Source organism: Pantoea sp. X-Soil-ISGK-355, assembly GCF_059730805.1.
The window spans coordinates 2,445,389-2,464,327 of sequence record NZ_AP035971.1; the positions used below are offsets into that span (position 1 = coordinate 2,445,389).

General features: G+C 53.3%; 11 protein-coding genes. 2 read left to right on the plus strand and 9 right to left on the minus strand.

Annotation, left to right across the window (positions count from 1 at the left end; all coding sequences use genetic code 11):
- Positions 1–22: 22 nt before the first annotated feature.
- Both AC6I8J_RS11405 and AC6I8J_RS11410 read right to left on the minus strand, forming a co-directional pair.
- Positions 23–301 carry a YrhB domain-containing protein gene (locus AC6I8J_RS11405; RefSeq protein WP_260058441.1) on the minus strand — a complete coding sequence of 93 codons (279 nt, stop codon included), beginning with the start codon at positions 299–301 and terminating at the stop codon, positions 23–25.
- Positions 301–2,310, minus strand: coding sequence for a toxin glutamine deamidase domain-containing protein (locus tag AC6I8J_RS11410; RefSeq protein ID WP_497825368.1), 2,010 nt, complete (start codon positions 2,308–2,310; stop codon positions 301–303). Before AC6I8J_RS11410 ends, AC6I8J_RS11405 begins: the two co-directional genes overlap by 1 nt.
- Before the next feature lie 534 nt (positions 2,311–2,844).
- Between AC6I8J_RS11410 and AC6I8J_RS11415 the strand changes: the two genes are divergently transcribed.
- The gene (locus AC6I8J_RS11415; protein ID WP_161736976.1) at positions 2,845–3,063 is read left to right on the plus strand and encodes a SymE family type I addiction module toxin; all 219 of its coding nucleotides are present in this window, start codon (positions 2,845–2,847) and stop codon (positions 3,061–3,063) included.
- A 48-nt stretch (positions 3,064–3,111) separates the two neighbouring features.
- On the opposite strand, the gene AC6I8J_RS11420 is transcribed toward AC6I8J_RS11415, so the two are convergent.
- From AC6I8J_RS11420 to AC6I8J_RS11435, 4 genes are read right to left on the minus strand one after another with little or no spacing between them, the layout of a single operon-like run.
- Positions 3,112–3,444 carry a hypothetical protein gene (locus AC6I8J_RS11420; protein ID WP_497825369.1) on the minus strand — a complete coding sequence of 111 codons (333 nt, stop codon included), beginning with the start codon at positions 3,442–3,444 and terminating at the stop codon, positions 3,112–3,114.
- Positions 3,441–3,740 carry a DNA/RNA non-specific endonuclease gene (locus tag AC6I8J_RS11425; protein ID WP_497825370.1) on the minus strand — a complete coding sequence of 100 codons (300 nt, stop codon included), beginning with the start codon at positions 3,738–3,740 and terminating at the stop codon, positions 3,441–3,443. Before AC6I8J_RS11425 ends, AC6I8J_RS11420 begins: the two co-directional genes overlap by 4 nt.
- 9 nt (positions 3,741–3,749) lie before the next feature.
- Complete coding sequence (locus tag AC6I8J_RS11430) at positions 3,750–4,286, minus strand: hypothetical protein (RefSeq protein WP_497825371.1); 537 nt, start codon at positions 4,284–4,286, stop codon at positions 3,750–3,752.
- A gap of 33 nt (positions 4,287–4,319) precedes the next feature.
- Positions 4,320–5,282 carry a VENN motif pre-toxin domain-containing protein gene (locus tag AC6I8J_RS11435; protein WP_497825372.1) on the minus strand — a complete coding sequence of 321 codons (963 nt, stop codon included), beginning with the start codon at positions 5,280–5,282 and terminating at the stop codon, positions 4,320–4,322.
- Between the two features lie 352 nt (positions 5,283–5,634).
- Here AC6I8J_RS11435 and AC6I8J_RS11440 point away from each other — a divergent pair, with 352 nt between their 5' ends.
- On the plus strand, positions 5,635–5,868 hold the full coding sequence (locus AC6I8J_RS11440; RefSeq protein ID WP_497825373.1) for a SymE family type I addiction module toxin: 234 nt from the start codon (positions 5,635–5,637) through the stop codon (positions 5,866–5,868).
- 57 nt (positions 5,869–5,925) lie between these two features.
- On the opposite strand, the gene AC6I8J_RS11445 is transcribed toward AC6I8J_RS11440, so the two are convergent.
- From AC6I8J_RS11445 to AC6I8J_RS11455, 3 genes are all read right to left on the minus strand, one after another.
- Positions 5,926–6,225, minus strand: a complete 300-nt coding sequence (locus AC6I8J_RS11445; RefSeq protein ID WP_497825374.1) for a hypothetical protein — start codon at positions 6,223–6,225, stop codon at positions 5,926–5,928.
- Between the two features lie 361 nt (positions 6,226–6,586).
- Complete coding sequence (locus AC6I8J_RS11450) at positions 6,587–7,120, minus strand: immunity 42 family protein (RefSeq protein WP_497825375.1); 534 nt, start codon at positions 7,118–7,120, stop codon at positions 6,587–6,589.
- Positions 7,121–7,122: 2 nt separating this feature from the next.
- Positions 7,123–18,936: a hemagglutinin repeat-containing protein gene (locus AC6I8J_RS11455; protein WP_497825376.1), complete on the minus strand. Its 11,814-nt coding sequence runs from the start codon at positions 18,934–18,936 to the stop codon at positions 7,123–7,125.
- Positions 18,937–18,939: the final 3 nt, after the last annotated feature.

Genomic DNA, 18,939 nt, shown 5'->3' on the forward strand with positions numbered 1-18,939 from the left:
CGGCTCGGTAGCCGGGATATTTCTAACTTAGATTATTTTTCTTTTCTTCGTATTCTTGTAAATACTTTTCAATAGGATACGCCGTCCCAAGTTCATGTATTTCACCTGTATCTTTATCAACAAGAAATGGCGAATTACCTACGAGTTGAGCAGAAAACTCTCCCGTCTCCAGATATTCTCGAGATTGAAAACAAAAAAACCATCCTTCAGAAAAACGTCCCTGAAGGGTAATAACAACCGGAATATCAGTATTTTTTAAATATTCCGTCGCTTTTTCTACGGCCTCGCTAAAATTAACCATTAGTTCGTCCTCAATAATTGGAATGATTTAAACTGGCTGAGATCAGCAGACTTACCTGTTTGCCCATCAAGGAATCGAACTGTTCCGTTCTGGTTTACAACATTAAACACATGTCCAGGTTGACCTGGCCCATATGAACCAAAAACAATTCCTCGGGAACCAGAGCCTGCACTTGACATTTGCTGTGTAATGCTTTCGGACGAAGAAATATATTTAAATTTCGTCCCATATTGGTTTTCCAAAACGGCCAACGGGATACCGTTATTATGATTCACAGGCAACGCCGATGCAGGATTTCCAGCCAAAGTAGCATCAGTGGCAACAGAACAGTTCACACAGTTATGTTTTCTCCCTGGTTCCGGGTATCCTGGGTTAACATTTTTTATAGAGCCAGCATTCTCACCACTTGCTCCTGTACCCTTCATTCCATAAATCGCGCCACCAATCGCCGCCGTGGTATGAACGCCAGCCATCGCGGTATAAAGGCCGTCTGCTGTTTCCTTACTCACACCCCAGTTTTCAGCGATACGGTTAACATTAGCTTCACGCTCCGCTTTCGCATCCGCCGAGGCATACTGCCACATCAGCGCGTCAACATGACCTTTCCCTTCTTTATATACGCTGCCCATCGTGCCGATATATTGGCCGTCGAGTTGCTGGTCATAGCTCTTCGACATCGCTGCCAGTTCCTGGCAGGCTGCTGAAGAAAGTCCTTTACAGGCTGAGTCTAGCGCTGCATCGAATGCCTTGTCCTTCGCATTCAGGTCACTGATTAACCTCTCTGCCTGCTGTTTCTTTTCACCGTCCAGATAAGGCAGTGACCACTTCGCATCCTGACGTTTCTTATCGTCTGTGGCTGACAGCGCATTATTCTCAACCGCATTCTTTCCGGCAACCGCCCCCTGAATGCCACCCTCAACAGAACCGGATGCTAAACCCGCAGACAACTGCGCGGCTAACTGGCCGAGCGCGCTGACAACCTGCTTCTCATCCTGCGTCAGGTCGCTGGCCTGTTTGCGAGGATACATTGAGCTGATGATCGCTCTGGCCATCAACTCGCCACCTGCTGCCCCGGCTGCACCCGCTGTTGCGCTGTTTCCTGCCAGCTGAGCCAGCACTGCACCTGCGACCGCGTGCGCCATGGTGTTAGCCAGGACGTTAGTCTGCTCCTGTCCGTTAACAAATGTGCTGGTAGCGTGCTTGATTTTATTGGCGATATACGGTGCCATCCCACCTGCTGCGGCTGCGCCCAGGTTGCTTGCGCCAAGGCCGCCCAGCACGCCGGTCACCGCTGCTGCCGCCATGGAATAGCTGCCGCCTGTGCCCCACTTTTCTGCAACCGCCTTATATCCCGCATCTTTTACAATCAGATCGTTTAATGCCGCCCTGGATAAAGTGGCATTTTGCGGGTTCGCTTTTAGCAACCGTTCTAAGGTCTCTTTTTCAGCTGCCTGCATTTGATAGCTGCTGACATCGCCTGCTACACGCTGGCCCAGCTCCTGGATTCCCTGAGCGAACTCAAGCTTGCTGGCGACTTTATCTTTGTCGAATATCTTATCGATATGACCGTTGGCGTTGTCGGTATCTCTGCTCAGGTCCGCGACGTTCTGTATCTGAGCCTGACCGCTACGTACCGTTATGGAACCGTCCGACACGGCTGAACGGGTGGTGCCGGATGCACTGCCATGAGTATTTGCAGAGGTGGGTATCGCGCCCCCTGACATTTGCTTTTGTTCATAGCCTCCACTCATGCTGATCGATGAGCTGCTGGCTTTGTAAGAAGCGTGGTTGTCGATGTCAGACCAGCCCAGCGTACTAGTGGAGAGCGCATTGTTCGCGGACTGCGCCGTTGAGGCGATGACCGCGCCATTCAGCTGGGTGTGGTTGCCAACATAGATGTCATAGCCGCCATTCCCTGCAAACAGGCCGCTCTGATCGCCAACGCTGGCGTACTCACTGTTCACTTTGCTCTGGCTCAGGCTCAGGCTCAGGCCAGCTGAGCCGGTCATACTGCCGAACGTAAAGCTGAAGCCACTGCTGGCGGTGATGCATGTTCCGGCATCAGTCTTCTGTGTGCCATCTGGCGGCGTGACGGTCTGATTAACAAATCGCTGATCGATCCCGCTCAGATAGTAGCTGTCACTTCCGGGCTACCGCTGACGGAAGCGCTCATTGCTGCCGCTATTTTCAACAGCAGGGAAATCTTTTCGTTATCATTTTCGGCGGCGATACGTGGGTAATCAGGAAGACAGACTGAAGACAGGTTAACGCGGATTTATAGCATGAAAGCCCGCCCGCAACTGATATTCCAGAAGGCTACAGGACGAAGTAATAAGCGAATTGCAGACCGGGAAAAAGAATCCATTTTTCAGAGGCGACTCGCATTTTATGTCTTAGCTTTCAGCGAGTTTTCCCGACATAAGGTGTATCTTTGAACAGGTGAAAACGGAACAGGAAGAGCCCAAGAAGAGAATTTAGCGCGGCTGAAGCGGGGGGCAACCCGCAGCAGCCGCTGACCACAACTAACTATACGGGAGTTAATTATGGCTGATAAGCATCATAAGTCAGGAACACGCACGGCCACAACCGCTGCGCATTATTACAGAGTCGGATATCGGCCTAATAGGGGCCAGCCGAATCCCCTGCCCCAACTCACTATCAAGGGCCGCTGGCTGGAAGCGCTGGGATTTACCACCGGGCAGAAGATCAAGGTGATCACCGGGCCGGGACAGTTGATTATCCGGCTGGTGACTGAAGGGTAACTTACTGATAAAAGTAAAATCCCAGCCGGATTTGGCTGGGATTTCTTATTAATCATCATACAGGAAGCTGATGTTTATTTTCTCTTCCGGTATATCAACGGTTATTTCACAAGAGGTCCACGCGGGTTTTCCGTTAGTCATATTATTCTTAATATAAAAATCCCTCATCTCAACCAACAGAAGACGAAGGTCGTAACTGGCTAACTTATCAGGTACAAACCAGTCACTTTCATCCTCCTGATCAATATAATCATATTCATATTCGCACGACTCACCATCCAGAGGTAGATTTGCACGAACAATAATATTTTTGGCATTTTCAGGCCCAGCATCCACTAATAACTGACCAATTTTATTATGCAACTCATCTAGTTCGTTCATTTTACCCCCCCTGGAGTATTGCTAATATCTTTAATGACAGGGCGACCACCATCGACAGAGTATGTCACACTAAAGCTATCAGGCCGTTTATTATTTCCCGAGTAAACAGGCTCTATCTTAACGTCAACCTGTTTCCCATCTTTTAGCGCTTTAGCCCAAGTAGTTTCCATACTTTTCCAGACACCTTTATTAAGATTTCCATCCATAGGAACAAGATTCAACTTCTCCCCTGGACCATTAAAGATACTGGCTATTAAATGCCCACCTTCATCACCCGTATTTCCGTATTTCCGCATTTCCCTGCTTTACATTGCTGATACCCATTGCGATCTTTTTTTCGTCGGGGACAAAGTACTTGCAGCTAGACTAGTCCGACCTTGTGCATCCGTATGGAATGTTTTATCACCATCCACCTTATAAACCGTGTTCGGTTCCGGCTTATTCATCGTCTTGTTCCAGGCTCCTTTTTTACCTGAGTCTACAACAACGATGTTTTTACCTGCTTCAGATTTACCACTTTTACCCATTCCACCGGTAACAGCTCCTAAAGCAGCCGCTGCCAAAAGATCTGCCTGCTGACTATCGATTCCGTAAATGCTCTTGAGCCGGCTAGCAAACTCTGTACTCGATACAACTCCTTCCGCTTCTATCTGTTGCGCCAGTAATGAAGACATATCATTCTTCATTTTTGACGGTACATCAGCGCCTAAGACCCTATCGATTGCTTCACGTACCAGCATTCCATTTGCGGGAATATCACCATATTTTTCTTTACAGGCGGAAGGATTAGAAGAACATACCGCTATCATTTCCTGCTGCTGTTTAAGGCTTAGATCTTCCATTTCTTTAACGACTTTTCCGCAGTCGCCACGGACTTAGCAGCCTTTTGCTTTTTCTGCAAAATCGTCAATTTGTTCAGCATGCAGGAAGTTATTCTCAACCGCATTCTTCCCTGCAATCGCGCCGCTCGTCGCAGCAGCACTGCTGTTACCCGCCATGCCGCCCGCCAGTCCTGCCGCCAGCGTGCCCAGCAGGCTCAGCTGCTCACGGTCTTCCTGTCCCAGCGCCGCTATCTTCTCCGGCGTGTCCGCGCCCCAGTATTTCTCTGCGATGTAGCGGGTGGCAAGCTCGCCGCTGAACGCCCCTGCCGCACCCGCCGCCGCACTTCCCCCGGACATCTGCGATGATACCGCACCCCACACCGCATGCGCCATGGCATTGGCTGCCACGTCAACGTTGCCGGAAGCGTCGGTCGTTTCCTTCTTAATCAGCTGCGCTGCCCACGGATTAAGGCCGCCTGCGACCGCCTGACCTGCATTGCCGGTTACCAGCCCCGTCAGGATGCTGCCAACCGTCTGTGCGACCTTCTGCGACGTGCTGCCGATACCCCACTGCTTTATCTCCTGCTGGTAAGCGTCACTTTGTCTCAGATCGTCCAGCCATTTCGTCCGGTCTTTCTCACTGGCATTTTCCTTCAGCGGTGCGGCGCTTTTCTTCGCCTCCTCAAGGCCTTTGATATCGCCCAAGGTCGTGACGATATTTGTCATCTGGCCGCTGATTTCACCGGCTAACTGAGCGGTCTGAAGCCGCTTCTGCTCTTTCTCTTTGTCAAAGATCGCGCTGATGCTGTCGTTGGCATGTTCGGTATCACGGCTGAGCGCCGATACGTCCTGGGTCTGCCTGTTCTGATCGCGGACAATGATTGTGCCATTTGCCACGGCGGCCTGGGTGGTGCCTTCGGCGTGCCCTTTATTATTCAGACCCGATAACAGCGTGCTGGCACTGTTGGAGGCGGCGTTGGCAAGCATCTGTTTGCCCATGCCGGCGCCATTGGACATCCCAACGCTGCCGCCACTGTGACTGACTTTATAATCAGCAGAGGCGTAATCCGTAATGCAGAGTCAAGGCGGGTTAACATGGATATACAGTATGAAAGTTTATCTTTAACAGATATTCCGGGAGGCTAAAGGAAGAAGGGATAAGCGAAATGCAGACCTGAAAAAAAGAATCCGTTTTCAGAGTCATCTCGCAGTTTATTACTCAGCTTTCAGCGAGTTTGAGCAGCAGAAGGTGTATATTCAAACAGGAAAAAAAGCACAGGAAGCGCATAACGAGCGATATTTAGCGCGGCTGAAGCGGGCGGCAACCCGCAGCAGCCGCTGACCACAAGCAACTAAGAAGGAGTTGATTATGGCTGATACGCATCATAAGCCAGAGACCTGCACGCCTACAACCACCGCCAGCGCATCGCAGGCACATTATTACAAAGTAGGATACCGGCCTAACAAAGGCCAGCCGAACCCGTTGCCACAGCTGACCATAAAAGGCCGCTGGCTGGAAGCGCTGGGCTTTAAGACCGGGCAGAAGATCGAGGTGATCACCGGGCCGGGACAGTTAATCATCCGGCTGGCGAGTAAAGGATAACTGACTGGTCCATAAAGTAAAATCCCGGCACTAAGGCCGGGATTTGTAACATTAAATCTAACGATATTGCTCAGGGATATTTTTTAATTGCTCATCTAAAGACCAAACAGCTGGCTTTTCCTTTTCTCTAAACCAGACAGCTCCTTTTTTAAGCCACTTCTCGCGATATCGCTTTAACGCGTTAATATTCATATCTTCATAGCCGAACTCAACGCCACAACAGTCGCATATCTCATAACTAGGTGTCAGCCCATCCTCTCCCCAAGGTGGTTCCAACTGTTTAGCACCACATACTCTGCATACATTTAATCCATTACTATTGCGCATTGAAGTAATCCAAGTTTGTTTTAAATCCATGATCAGAAGTATCTGGCCTAAACATTGTTTTAAGCACCCTTGAGGTTCAGTGCGTCGCGTTTCTGTTGCTCCTGCGGGGTGAGGCTCTTTTTGTAGTTAAGTTCTATCTGGCGGCTCTTTTCCGTGCAGCTCAGATAGTTATTCTCAACCTCAGTTCTACCAGAAGAGTCTCACTGCTCACCTCAGCGCTGCCATCAACTGCACAGCCCGCTGCCACACCTGACAACGTTACAATGTTGGCAATCAGCATCTTGTCATCGGCTGATAGTTCCGATACATCTTTACCGTACAGAAGGTAACTGAGTGCATCGTTATAACTAAGCATCCCGGCAGGCACTTCATACCAAACTAAAAACGATAACTAAAGTAAATCAGACGAATATTTCTTCAAACTCGCAATAATTTCACTTATCTCTTTTTTTGGAATGGTAATATCTTCAAGGTTTGGTTGTTCTATGTCCTCCCATGCTCTTCCGTTTTCTCCATCAACTAACTCAGTTATTTTCCCCCCAACAATCCTCACTAAACTTTCATTTGAAACAGCAAAAAAATACGCCCCTGATTCATTGATTATTGTAGGGGATACGCAAAAATCTAACACCTGCTCAGGATATTCATCATCTTGTGTCGATTCTGGGTATGTCAGTTTAAATAAGGCATTAAAAGCTTCAATTGTAGTGGCCTTGAAAATATCATCATTGCATGGAAAAGAAAGCAGAGCATTTTTTTCATCAATAAGATCATTAATATCAACAAATAATGTTGATGTTCTTATATCTTCTGGATACATATGTCCATTTATAAAAAAATAAAAAAAACCATTTTTATAGGATTCACTCCATTGAGGAATACACTCTATCCAGATAGCAAACCGATATGGATCACCGAAAATCATATTTATCTCCATTTCCCAGGCAACCCGAATTCTTTTTTAACAGCATTGGGTATATCGCTTTTTTTGATTGGGACTGATGCATCTCCCGTGCTCCCTGACCAATGCCACGAACCATCATTTGTATTCGTAAACTGATGTACATTGCCATTCTCGTCCAATGCATACCTTTTCTTCCCATTCTCTACTGAATTACTAAACAACTGAATAGAGTTTGTAGGTTCTGTTCCAGCGTTTCTATTATAACCGGCTTGCCCGGGCGTATGTTTACCATTCGATTGATAAACCAAGCCATTTTCAGCCCGGGTTGGGGTAGGAACAGGCATCGCGCTTCCTTTACTTTTCCCGATTCCAGCAGCAATCCCTGCAGCACTGGTTCCAACCACCTGAGCCAGCGAGTTAATCGCAAGCTGCTTCGCCTCTTCCGAATCACCAGACATCAACGCATTATGAATCGCTGCATTTCTGTCCGCTTCTAGCTGGATCGTCGTTACCTGAAGGAAGGAAAGCTCGTTCTGTGCTGCCGGACTCAGACCACCATCAGCTCGGGCTTTTTCCAGTAACTCATTGGTACGGTTAGCATACTCAGTTTGCAACCTGCCAACATCATTCGCTTTATCAACACAGTCCTTAGCACCGGAGCAGTTCACCACGCTGTCATGCTGCTCGGCATTTATTTTCTTATATTTTTCAATAACGGCATTGCAGGCATCACCCTGACACTGGGTCATTTCGTTGGCCCGATCCTGGTTTTGCTGGACGCTCAGCGCATTATTCTCAACCGCATTCTTCCCGGCAATCGCGCCGCTCGTCGCAGCAGCACTGCTGTTACCCGCCATGCCGCCCGCCAGTCCTGCCGCCAGCGTGCCGAGCAGGCTCAGTTGCTCGCGGTCTTCCTGCCCCAGCGCCGCTATCTTCTCTGGCGTGTCCGCGCCCCAGTACTTCTCTGCAATATAGCGTGTGGCAAGCTCGCCGCTGAACGCGCCCGCCGCACCCGCTGCCGCACTTCCCCCGGACATCTGCGATGATACCGCACCCCATACCGCATGTGCCATGGCATTGGTTGCCACGTCAACGTTGCCGGAAGCGTCGGTCGTTTCCTTCTTAATCAGCTGCGCTGCCCACGGATTAAGGCCGCCTGCGACCGCCTGACCTGCATTGCCGGTTACCAGCCCCGTCAGGATGCTGCCAACCGTCTGTGCGACCTTCTGCGACGTGCTGCCGATACCCCACTGCTTCATCTCCGCCTGATACTCTGGCGAATCACGCATTTTCTCCAGCCACTCTCCCCGCTGTTTTTCAGTTGCTCCGGCGGGCAGCGTTTCTGCGTTCTTCGCACTCTGCGCTTTCTCAAGCCCTCTGATATCGCCCATGGTTGTGACGATATTTGTCATCTGGCCGCTGATTTCACCGGCTAACTGAGCGGTCTGAAGCCGCTTCTGCTCTTTCTCTTTGTCAAAGATCGCGCTGATGCTGTCGTTAGCATGCTCAGTGTCACGGCTGAGCGCCGATACGTCCTGCTTCTGCCTGTTCTGATCGCGGACAATGATGGTGCCATTGGCCACGGCAGCCTGGGTGGTGCCTTCGGCGTGCCCTTTATTATTCAGACCCGATAACAGCGTGCTGGCACTGTTGGAGGCGGCGTTAGCAAGCATCTGTTTACCCATGCCAGCGCCATTCGACAGCGCAATGCTGCCGCCGCTGTGACTGACTTTATAGTCAGCAGCGTTACCGATGTCGCTGAAGCCCAGCGTGCCGGTATCCAGACGGTTATCTGCGGCATCACCCTGGCTGGCAATCACTGCACCGTTAAGCTGCGTGTGATTGCCGACGGTGATATCGAAGCCGCCTTTACCGGCATAGATACCGCTTTGCTCCTGCACACTGTCGTAGTTGCTGTGCATTTTGTCCTGATTGATGCTGGCATATCCGGAAGCCGTCATCGAACCAAAGGTAAAGCTGCCGCCCGCGCCGTAGCTGGTCTGTTTTGAATCGTAACGATCGCTGTCCTGCTGGCTGGTCAGGGTTAAATCGCGCCCTGCGTTTGCGATGACCTGGTCAGCGCTGACCTGTGCGCCCTCCAGTGTGGTGTCGCGCCCGCTGGTGAGGTTAAGTCTGCCGCCACTGTCAAGTGTGGTCTCGGTCCATCGCGTGCCGTTGCCGCTCTCTTTGCCTTTGGCACCATTGATGCTGGCAAAAATACTGATGCCTGCACTGCCCTGGCCGGCACCCATACTGACGCCCACCCCGCCGCCGCTGCTGCTGTTCTTACCGCTGCTCTCCTGAGTATTTGCTGCGCCGGTCAGTAAAATATCATTAGCCGCATGCAGACTGCTGTCGCCTGCTGCTTTCAGCTGACTTCCGGCAATCTGAATATCACCACTGTGCGCACTGTTATTTTTTCCTATGGCAGTGATCGCGAGATTATTGCCAGCATTGATCGTAGATCCCGAAACGCTGTCCGTGCTCTGATGCTGCTGCGATTTGGATTTCTGCGTATTCAGTGAAAGACTGACGCCCATTCCATTGCTGGGATCGGCACTCACTTCCGCCATCTGGCTGGCCTGGGCCGCCTGAACGCCAGAGAGCGCAGCCTTTGTTGCCTGCAGAGCAGCCAGACGACCATCACTCTCTTTTTTCGAGGATTGTGCGGCGGCAACGGCATTATTGATGGCATCACCGACGGCACCGGATAACGCCAGTGTCAGCCCGCTCTTCTTCTGCTCAAACAGTTCATCGTGAGTCCGTTTATCATGGCCCGGATCGATGATTACGCTGTCGCCGGTAATGGCGAGATCACGCCCCGCCACCAGATCTGAGCCGCTGACATGAGCCTGTCCACCCGCAACAATGCTGACGTTACCGCCCGTGCTGCCCACCGTGCTGGCACTCTGACTCTGGGTGGTGCCCTTGTCACGTAAGTCATGGACCGATTTACTGCTGCCCACCGTGATGCCGATGCCGCCGGTTCCCATCAGGCCGCTTTTCTTCGTTTCCGAAAAGCGCCAGGTTGAGTCTGTATTGGTCGCAGCAACAATATCCACGTTGTTACCGGCCCTGAGCGCTACGGTGCCATCGCCTGCGACCTGTGAACCCTGTACAAGTAAATTGTTGCCCGCATTAAGCGTGACATTGTCGCCGCTCAGCAGGGTGCCATTTTCACGCGTATTACTGTCTTCGCTAATGGTATGGGTGGTCTTTTTACTCAAAAATCCTTTTTTGGCTTTGGTCTCTTCTTTGTAGGCATAATCGCTATCAGTTACAGTCGTCAGGTTGATGTCACGTCCGGCACCCACTGCGATATCACCGCTGGCGGTAACCTGAGCCGCTTCACTGTTAACATCCCGGCCCGCTTTAACCGTCGTACTGCCGCCGCTGACAATTTCAGTGCCCTGCTGGCGTACCGACTCATTAATCTCGACCTTCTTACCAGATTTGTAGCTGTTGCCAGAACCGGTTTCAGCCGCCAGCAGATTGACATCACGCCCCGCCTGCAAGGTCACGTCTTTGTCTGCGGCGATGCCTGCCGCCTGGCTATTGAGATCGCGTCCGGCCTTAAGTGCTACGTCGCCGCCACTGGTCAGCGTCGTGCGATCCAGCCCGGTTGAATGGGTTTCACGTTTACCCTTCAGATCATTCAGGCTGGTGGTCGCGCTGTTGAGATTAAGATCGTTACCGGCTGCCAGCGCCGCGTTTTTACCTGCGCTGATGCTGCTGGCGGTAACAGTCAGATCGTGGCCCGCCTGCATCGCCATGTTGCCGCCTGCGGCGATCTGGCTGCCGACTGTGGTGACGGTGGTTGTGCTGGTCGCATCCACCTTTTGCCAACGGTTTCCGAAGCCGGATTGCGCGCTGCCAGTGACGTTCTGATTGCCGGTGATTGCAATATCATTCCAGGCGTTCAGCAGCAGATCGCCACCCGCTTTGAGGTTAGCGCCGGTGACGGTAATATCGTTGCCCGCCTTAAGACTCAGAGAATCCAGTGACGTGATGCTCGCCGTTGGCCCGAACAGGGTTTCGGTATAGGATTTCTTCGCACCCTTACCGTTGCCTGCATCCAGATGCCAGAGCTGTGACGTGGTCAGGTTGTTGATATCACCGTTAAGACTCTCAAGCTCAACCTTTTTACCGCTGATGGTCGCGCTAACGTTGTTAATATCGTTCAGTGCGCTAAGTTGCAGGTCACCACCCGCATGGAGCAGACCGGCGTTGAGGTTACTGAGCGTATTCTGGCTGTCGATGGTCAGATCGTTTTTGGCCATCACGCTACTGCCGGTGTTGGTGACGTTCCCGCCTTTCAGCGTCACGTTGTTCCCTGCAATGACGCTGCCATCGCGCACTTCCACATCTTTAGTCGACAGATAAAGCTTCGGCACCATCACCGTTTCACCGTTGATCGTGGTGGCTTCCCACCAGACCATACTCTTGTCTAAAGAGGCGAGTTGCCCGGCAGAGAGTGAGACACCAAACTCCAGTCCCAGCGACTGTTGCGCCGCCGCAGCGTTGTCCATCAGATAACGCATCTGGGCGAGATCGGATCCCAGGCCATTGATATAGCGATTACCGGTCTGGTTCAGTACCGCATTGCTGACGTAGCGGGTATCAAATGCCGCATCACCGAGAAAACGATAATCATAATCTGGCTTCAGGTTCAGGCGATCGAGCATGTACGAGGAGCCGAGGAAAGCCTTCTCGTCGGTATACTGAGGACGTGTTTCCTGTAATGGCGTGGTAGCAGGCTGTTTGCTGAGTTTTGCGTTCAGCTCGCCGAACAGGCTCTGATCCAGCTGACCAAGGCCGTTAAGTTTGGGGTTAACGGTAATCAGATAGCGGCTATTGTTGTTCGACGCGACAAAGTAGCCGTTCTCACCTGAAGGTAATGGATAGGCGCTGATATCGACCTCAGCGGCCTTATAGTTATGCAGCGATGCAGGACCCTGAGGAGCATTTGTCAGGTTGACGGCTTTACCCAGTGCTGCGTTATTCTTACCCGCCGCAACATATTGCGTCAGCGGAGCGCTGCCCTGTGAAGCTGACTCCAGCGCCCCTGCGCCATTGACCTGCTGCAGTGCATTCTGGAGCTGGTCGCGCCATTGTGGTGTATTGATTGCGGCTTTATCAGCGGTTACCAGTTGCTGATGAGACTGCGCGCCAGCGATGCCTGTCGCGGGTAAGGCGCGTAAAGCCGGGGCTGAAAGCGTATTACCACTCCAGCCGGCATTCGCTGTGGTGTTGGTATTACTGATATCGCCGCTGAAGTTAGCAGAGACGTCGCCCCCGGCCTGAATAACGGCGCGGTAGAGTTGCCCAGGTGTAAAGGTTGTCTCTTGACCGGTAAGGGTATAGGTAATGAAATTACTTTCAGTTTCCAACTGGCCCGTACCTTTAAATGCACCGGTATTAGGACCCGTTACATTGTTGGTAGGTTTATTGCCCTTATATTCATAAACCGCATAGTTATTCTGTACACCGGCCTGCCATGACTGATTATTTAAATTATCGCCAACAAGACTAATATTACGACTCGCAAGCAGATTACTCGCCTGGTTATCCAGATTATTTGCCCTTATCAGCAAGTCGTGCCCGGATGAAACGAGACCTGCTGCGCCGTCACTACTGACATCTACCGTTGAACCGGAAAGCGCAAACTTCTGAATTAACGCTGACTGAAATGGCGCGTAGTAATTTTTTGTTGTAGTACGTACTGTGCATCCACCATCAGCCCCGGAACATCCTCCACCGCTCTCTTTTGTTTGAGTTATGGTGAAGTAACCATAAGATCCGGCAGGTAACTCATTAACATTAATTTTAATAGTGGCATTACCTACACCAGCTCGTGAAGGTGAGGTCGCGTCCGTCTGCGATGTCCTCAGCCCATCCCGCGTGTTCAGCAAATGTCCCGTATTAATCGTGATATCGCCGTTCTGCGTTTCGATGGTGCCGGAGTTATTGATCACCTCGCCGCTGGCATTCCCTGCGGCATCGCCCTGAAGCCACATACTGCCGCCTGCCAGCATATCGGCACGCTGGTTTTTAATACTGTTAGCAAACAGCGAGAGATTGCTGCCCGCATAAAGCAGCGCGGTGTTAACGATGCTGCCCAGTGCGCTGAGGGTCAGATTGCCCAACGTACCCGTAAAACCATCAACAGTGATGTCACTGCGGCTGTTCAGGCTGATATTACCGCCACCCTGCAGACTGCCATTTCCGTTCATGGCGATGCGGTTGCCGCTTAAGGCACTGTCACCCGAACCGGTAGTGAGCTGACCATTATTGGTGAGATCGCCGCCTGCACTCAGCGTCAGCGCCCCGCCCTGCATCGTGCCCTGGTTTTCTATCGCGCCATTACTGCTGACGGTGAGTCGCCCGCCCGCAGCCAGCACATCGCGACCGGTAAAACCATTCGCGATGTCCAGCGTGGCATTACCCAGCGCCACCACCTGTCCGTTCTGATCAAAGCCATTGCTGTGAACCAGCAGGTCACCACCGCTGAACAGACGACCACTACCTTGCTGACCGAACTGAGCCGCCATCACACTTAGCCGGTTGTTACCCAGCAGCGTACCGCTGTTGTTGACCTGCTGATAATTAACCTCAAGGTTGCCGCCCTGGGCTGTGCCCTGGTTGCTGAAGCCATTGCCGGTCAGCGTGCCCTGACCGTCGGCCAGCAGTGTGCCATTGTTGCTGGCATTGGTCGCATTAAGAATCAGCTGCGACGCCTGCAACCAGCCGTTGTTATTGAGCTGCGGCGTATTGATTGTCTGCGCACCGCCCGAGAGCCACCGGCCATCATTTTGCGTTAAACCGGTAATCGTCGCGACACCGTTGCCACTGCCCTGAATCAGGCCATAGTTGAACAGTTCCGGCCCGGTCAGCGTCAGGGCGTTTTGGGTGATCACGGCACCGTTACCGCCGTTAGTGATGCGCCCAACGGCACTGATCAGCAGGCTGTTGTCGCCCTGTAAGCGCCCGTTGTTATCCACTGCGCCACTGGTGATCTGCAGGTCGCCGCCCTGCACGCGTCCGGCATTATTGAGTGAGGATGACTGAAGCGTCAGCTTGCCCGCGCTGAGCAGCGTTTTATCCTGCTGCTGGGTCAGAGCACCGTTAAGGCCCACCGTCAGCGCCTCGACACCGGTCACGGCGCCGTTATTGTTTAACGTGTCACCGCGCAGCGTCAGGTTTCTGGCAATCCATTCGCCCTGATTGGTCAGCGTCAGTGCCTGTAGCGCCGCCGTACCATTCGCCGAAATCTTGCTGCCCGCGCCCGCATCAAGGCGGTCCGCCAGAATCAGTTGCAGCGCATCAGCACTCTGGATCGCGCCATTATTGGTCAGTTGCCGGGCATTCAGCAGGATCTGCTGACCCTGCCAGCTGCCGTTATTCACAACGTCACCGCCGTTGATGTTCAGCGTGCCCTGCGTCAGCAGCGATCCGCCCTGATTATTGATCAGCTGACGTGCTGGTGCGGCAAGCGCCCTGAGCAGCATTCGTCCGCTCACCTGTGGCATTGCCGCAAACGTTAATGCCTGCAGTCCAATCAGGCTGCCCTGATTAATCACGCTGGCGGGGGTAATGGTCAGGGTTTTACCCTGCACCGATCCGCTGTTATTCAGCGCGGCACCGTTCAGCGTCATCGCCCCTTCACTGAGCAGTGAGCCGCTGTTGTTCAGCGTGCCAGCCGCAACCTGGGCTTTGTCCTGACTCATCAGAGAGCCGGTGTTATGCAGCTCATTGCTGATGCTGACGTTCAGATCTTTGCTGCCCAGCAGCGATCCCTGATGCAGCCAGTTATCCGCAATAACCGTTGCCTGCTCGCCCTGCAGCAGCCCCTGAGTGTTAATCTGGCCTGCATTGAGCGTCAGTGTTCCGCCGCTCAGTGTTTTGCCGCCGGCTGATTGCGTGATGTTATCGGCCTGAGCAGTCAGCGCCGTGTTGCCCTGTAACAGACCGTCGTTGTTCAGGCTGGTGCTCTGAAACCCCAGCCGGTTCGCCATTATTTTGCCGCTATTGCGCAGCGTGCTGGCGTTCAGGTCGCCTTCTCCCTGACTGACCAGCGTGCCACTGTTGATCAGATCGCTGGCGATGTCAGCGCGCAAGGCGCTGATGCCATTGATGCTGCCGCGATTGGTGAGCGAATCCAGCGTGACGTCGAGTTGCTGACCCTGCCAGCTGCCATCATTGACCGCGCTACCGCCCTGAACGATCAGTCGATCGCCGCTCAGCAGCTGCCCATTGTTGTGATTGAGGGTCTGAGCAAATCCGAGATCCAGTAGCGTGTCGCCCTGGAGCAGCCCGCTGTTTTCCAGCGTATTACCGCTGGCGCTGAGTTGCTGTGCCGCAATCTGGCCGCTGTTACTGAGGGTTTTTGCCTGCAGGTCGGCCTGCTGGCCGGTCACGATCTGCCCCGTCCCGCTGTTCGTCAGCGTATCGCCAATCTGAAGATCCAGGTTGTCACTCAACAAACGTCCGCTGTTGTTGAGACGGTTGCCGTTGACCGCCAGCGCACCGTTAACCTGCAGCAACCCGGCGTTATCCAGCTGATCTAAGGTCAGCGTCAGCGGTCCTCCGGCGATCAACTGCCCGCCATTGAGGTTATGCAGTTGCTGATGATCCAGCAGCAACGTGCTGTTGCCCTGTAGCAGACCGGCGTTGCTGAGCACTGGCGCATGCAGGCTGAGGTTATCCGCCGCCAGTGTGCCCTGATTATTAATCTCTGCTGCCTGCAGATTCATCTGCTGCTGGCTGAGCAGATTGCCGCTGTTGGTCAGCGCACCGTTAATCACAGCAGTGAATGCTTTTCCGGCAAGAACAGTGCCGTCGTTCTGCAACGTCCCCGCGTTTAATTTCATCTCCCCGGCCTGCATTGCACCGTGGTTATTTAAAGCAATAAAGTCACCGTCCAGCGTGCCGTCACTGAGCAACTGGCCGCCCTGCTGATTGTCCAGCTGGCTGCCCTGCAGCGTAATCTTTTGATTACCCTGAATCAGGCCGCTGTTGATCATGTCGCCGCGCAGCGTCAGCGCCTGCGCAATCAGCCAGCCGCTGTTATCGGTGTGGTCAGATTTCAGTGCGATGCCCTGCTGCCCCAGAATTTTGCCGCTATTGATCAGGGTATCGCTTTGCAGATCGGCGTCAGTCTCACTCAGGGCATTGCCGCTGTTCTGCCAGTGGTCAATATTCACTGTCAGCTGCTTGCCCTGCACAAGTCCGCTGTTGTCCAGCGTCTGCTGTTTCACACTCAGCTGGCCTGCGCTCAGCAGCGTGCCGTTGTTGGTTAACGCGTTGCCCTGCAACGATAATGCCTTGTCGCCCTGGACCGTCCCGCTGTTAGTGATCTGACTGACATCACTGTTCAGCGTGCCGGCAGCCATCGTACCCTGATTGATCAGCGCATCGCCCTGCAACCGGAGCTGATCATCTGCCAGCAATTTACCGCCCTGCTGATTATGTAAGTTTTTGAGTGTGGTGCTCAGGCTAGCAGCGTTGATCTCTCCGCTGTTGTTCAGCTGGTCGCCTGTGGCAGTCAGTGTTTTGCCGCTGGTGATCAATCCGCTGTTATTGAGCTGTGGCAGCGCGAGGGCAAAGTCGTTGTCAGAGCTGATCGTACCCGCAGCCTGGTTATCCAGCTGCCCGGTATGGAAGGCGAGCAGCTGAATGCCCTGCAGCAGACCGCTATTAGTGATTTGCCCGGCGGTGAGAGTCAGATTGGGTGCAGTTAATGAACCTGTATTGCGCAGTTGCGCGCTGTTCAGGATCAGGGCGTTCTGACTGCTGATGGCGCCCTGATTTTCCAGCCAGCCACGGGCGGTCAACTGCGCGTCACCCCGGGCGGTGAACGAGCCGTTTTGCTGCAGCGTATCGGCGTTCATCACAACATCGCTATGACTCATCATCTCGCCGCTGTTAATCAGTGTCGGGGCATCAATTTGCAGGCGCTGACTGACCATTTTGCCGCTGTTGCTGAAGGTGTCAGCGATATTAAGCGTTGCATTCCCCTGCGCGGAGAGCGTGCCGTCCTGATTCAGACGACTAGCGGTGAGCAGGGCATCGCCGCTGCTGATCATTTTTCCGCTGTTGTCGAGCGTGTCGCTGGTTATATCCAGGCTATTTCCGCTCAGTTCACCGCTGTTACTTAACCGATCGGTGACTTTCAGCTGCAGTCTGCCCTGGGATGAGAGCGTTCCATCCTGCTGCAGGATGCCAGAGGTGATGTCTGTCTGCTGACTGCCCAGCAGATACCCGCTGTTAAGCAGCGATCCACTGTGGATATTCAGACTGCTCCCGCTCACTTCACCGCTGTTGTTCAGCGCGCCGGTAACGTTAAGCTGATTCGTGTTGCTGGCTGAAAGGGTGCCGCGTTGCTGCACGCTGTCTGCGGTGATCAGCGCATCGCCGCGGCTTAACAGCTTGCCCCCGTTATTGATTGACCCACTTTGAATGTTCAGGCTGCTGCCGCTGATCTCACCGTCATTGCTGAGCTGTCCGGCAACGATACTGTTATTACCCTGAGCCAGTAACATACCCTGCTGCCGCAGCGTGCTGGTGCGAACCTGCAGGTCACCCTGACTAATCAGGCTGCCACTGTTGATGATCTGTGCGGCCTGAAGATCAAGTTTCTTTCCAGCTGTCATCTGACCGCTATTCTGTAGCTGCGCGTTGGCAGAGAGCTGCATCGCGTCTGACGCATTGCCGCTGCTGCTGTTATCAATATCCAGAGCCTGGCCGCTGAGACGGGCCGTCTGGCCTGCCGTCAGGCTGCTGCCTTTAAGCGTTATCTGCCCCTGACTTTTCAGCTCGAGCGCCGCGTCGCTACCCAGTTTTGCGCCCGTTAAAGCAATATCCTGCTGCGCTGTCAGCGCGACATTGCCCCCGGCTTTATGTTCTCCCTGCAGGGCGATGCTGCTGCCTTTTACCGTCAGCGTGCCGCTGGTCAGGCTGTTGTTGATGCTTAAGCGACCCTGCGCATCCAGCACCATATCGCCCTGACGGGCATTCAGATTACCGAGATTAACGCCGACGCCGTTTTCGCTGGAGACCAGATGGATGCGGTTTGCGTACATGCCACCCAGCGCGCCGGTATCTACGGCGACCGCTGGCGCAGCACCTTCGCCCGCGATGGGTGTCACGCTGCCATCCGCACCAACCCGGTTTGCGCCCAGCGTCACATTAAGATCTTTGGCATGGATGCCCGCGTTGATTTCGGTTGCGCGCGCGATGATCGAGACAGCATCAGCCTGGCTGCCATCCAGTCCTTTACCCTCAATGCTGATTGCGCCTTTCGTCACCTCCAGCGATTGCAGATTGCCCTGCGCATCCAGCTGCGGTTTACCGGTAGTCAGCGTCACGTTTGGCGTATTGATAAAACCGCAGCCGTTACAGGTAATGCCATAGGGGTTGGCGACCATAACGTTGGCCGCTTTACCCGCCACTTCGGTGTAGCCCTGAAGCTGAGAACGGTTGGCCCCGACCACCTCGTTGATGATTGCCCTGGCTTCCTGCCCCGCTTTCAGATTCGGGTTGTTCTGGATGAGTCCACCCAGTTGCGTCTGCGTCAACCGGCCGGTTGTGTTGTTCAGGATCAACCCTTCCTGACCGACGTTGTAATTCTGATACTGGTTGTGCGACAGGCCCGCCGCATTCGGCGTCGCGATATTGATGACCTGCACGCCATTCCCGGCAGCATCCACCTGAGTACCCTGTGTCGCAGGCGTAATCGCGGCTGAAAAGGCGGGCAGCAGTGGCTGAAACGCGATCAGCGAGCAGATGAGATAGCTCAGCAGACGACGCGGCAGTGAAAGCGTTATTTGATCATCCATAAT

Coding starts and splice junctions, on each gene's coding strand:
- AC6I8J_RS11405 (WP_260058441.1), bottom strand. CDS start 301: ATGGTTAATTTTAGCGAGGCCGTAGAAAAAGCGACGGAATATTTAAAA.
- AC6I8J_RS11410 (WP_497825368.1), bottom strand. CDS start 2,310: ATGACCGGCTCAGCTGGCCTGAGCCTGAGCCTGAGCCAGAGCAAAGTG.
- AC6I8J_RS11415 (WP_161736976.1), top strand. CDS start 2,845: ATGGCTGATAAGCATCATAAGTCAGGAACACGCACGGCCACAACCGCT.
- AC6I8J_RS11420 (WP_497825369.1), bottom strand. CDS start 3,444: ATGAACGAACTAGATGAGTTGCATAATAAAATTGGTCAGTTATTAGTG.
- AC6I8J_RS11425 (WP_497825370.1), bottom strand. CDS start 3,740: ATGCGGAAATACGGAAATACGGGTGATGAAGGTGGGCATTTAATAGCC.
- AC6I8J_RS11430 (WP_497825371.1), bottom strand. CDS start 4,286: ATGGAAGATCTAAGCCTTAAACAGCAGCAGGAAATGATAGCGGTATGT.
- AC6I8J_RS11435 (WP_497825372.1), bottom strand. CDS start 5,282: ATGTCCAATGGCGCCGGCATGGGCAAACAGATGCTTGCCAACGCCGCC.
- AC6I8J_RS11440 (WP_497825373.1), top strand. CDS start 5,635: ATGGCTGATACGCATCATAAGCCAGAGACCTGCACGCCTACAACCACC.
- AC6I8J_RS11445 (WP_497825374.1), bottom strand. CDS start 6,225: ATGGATTTAAAACAAACTTGGATTACTTCAATGCGCAATAGTAATGGA.
- AC6I8J_RS11450 (WP_497825375.1), bottom strand. CDS start 7,120: ATGATTTTCGGTGATCCATATCGGTTTGCTATCTGGATAGAGTGTATT.
- AC6I8J_RS11455 (WP_497825376.1), bottom strand. CDS start 18,936: ATGGATGATCAAATAACGCTTTCACTGCCGCGTCGTCTGCTGAGCTAT.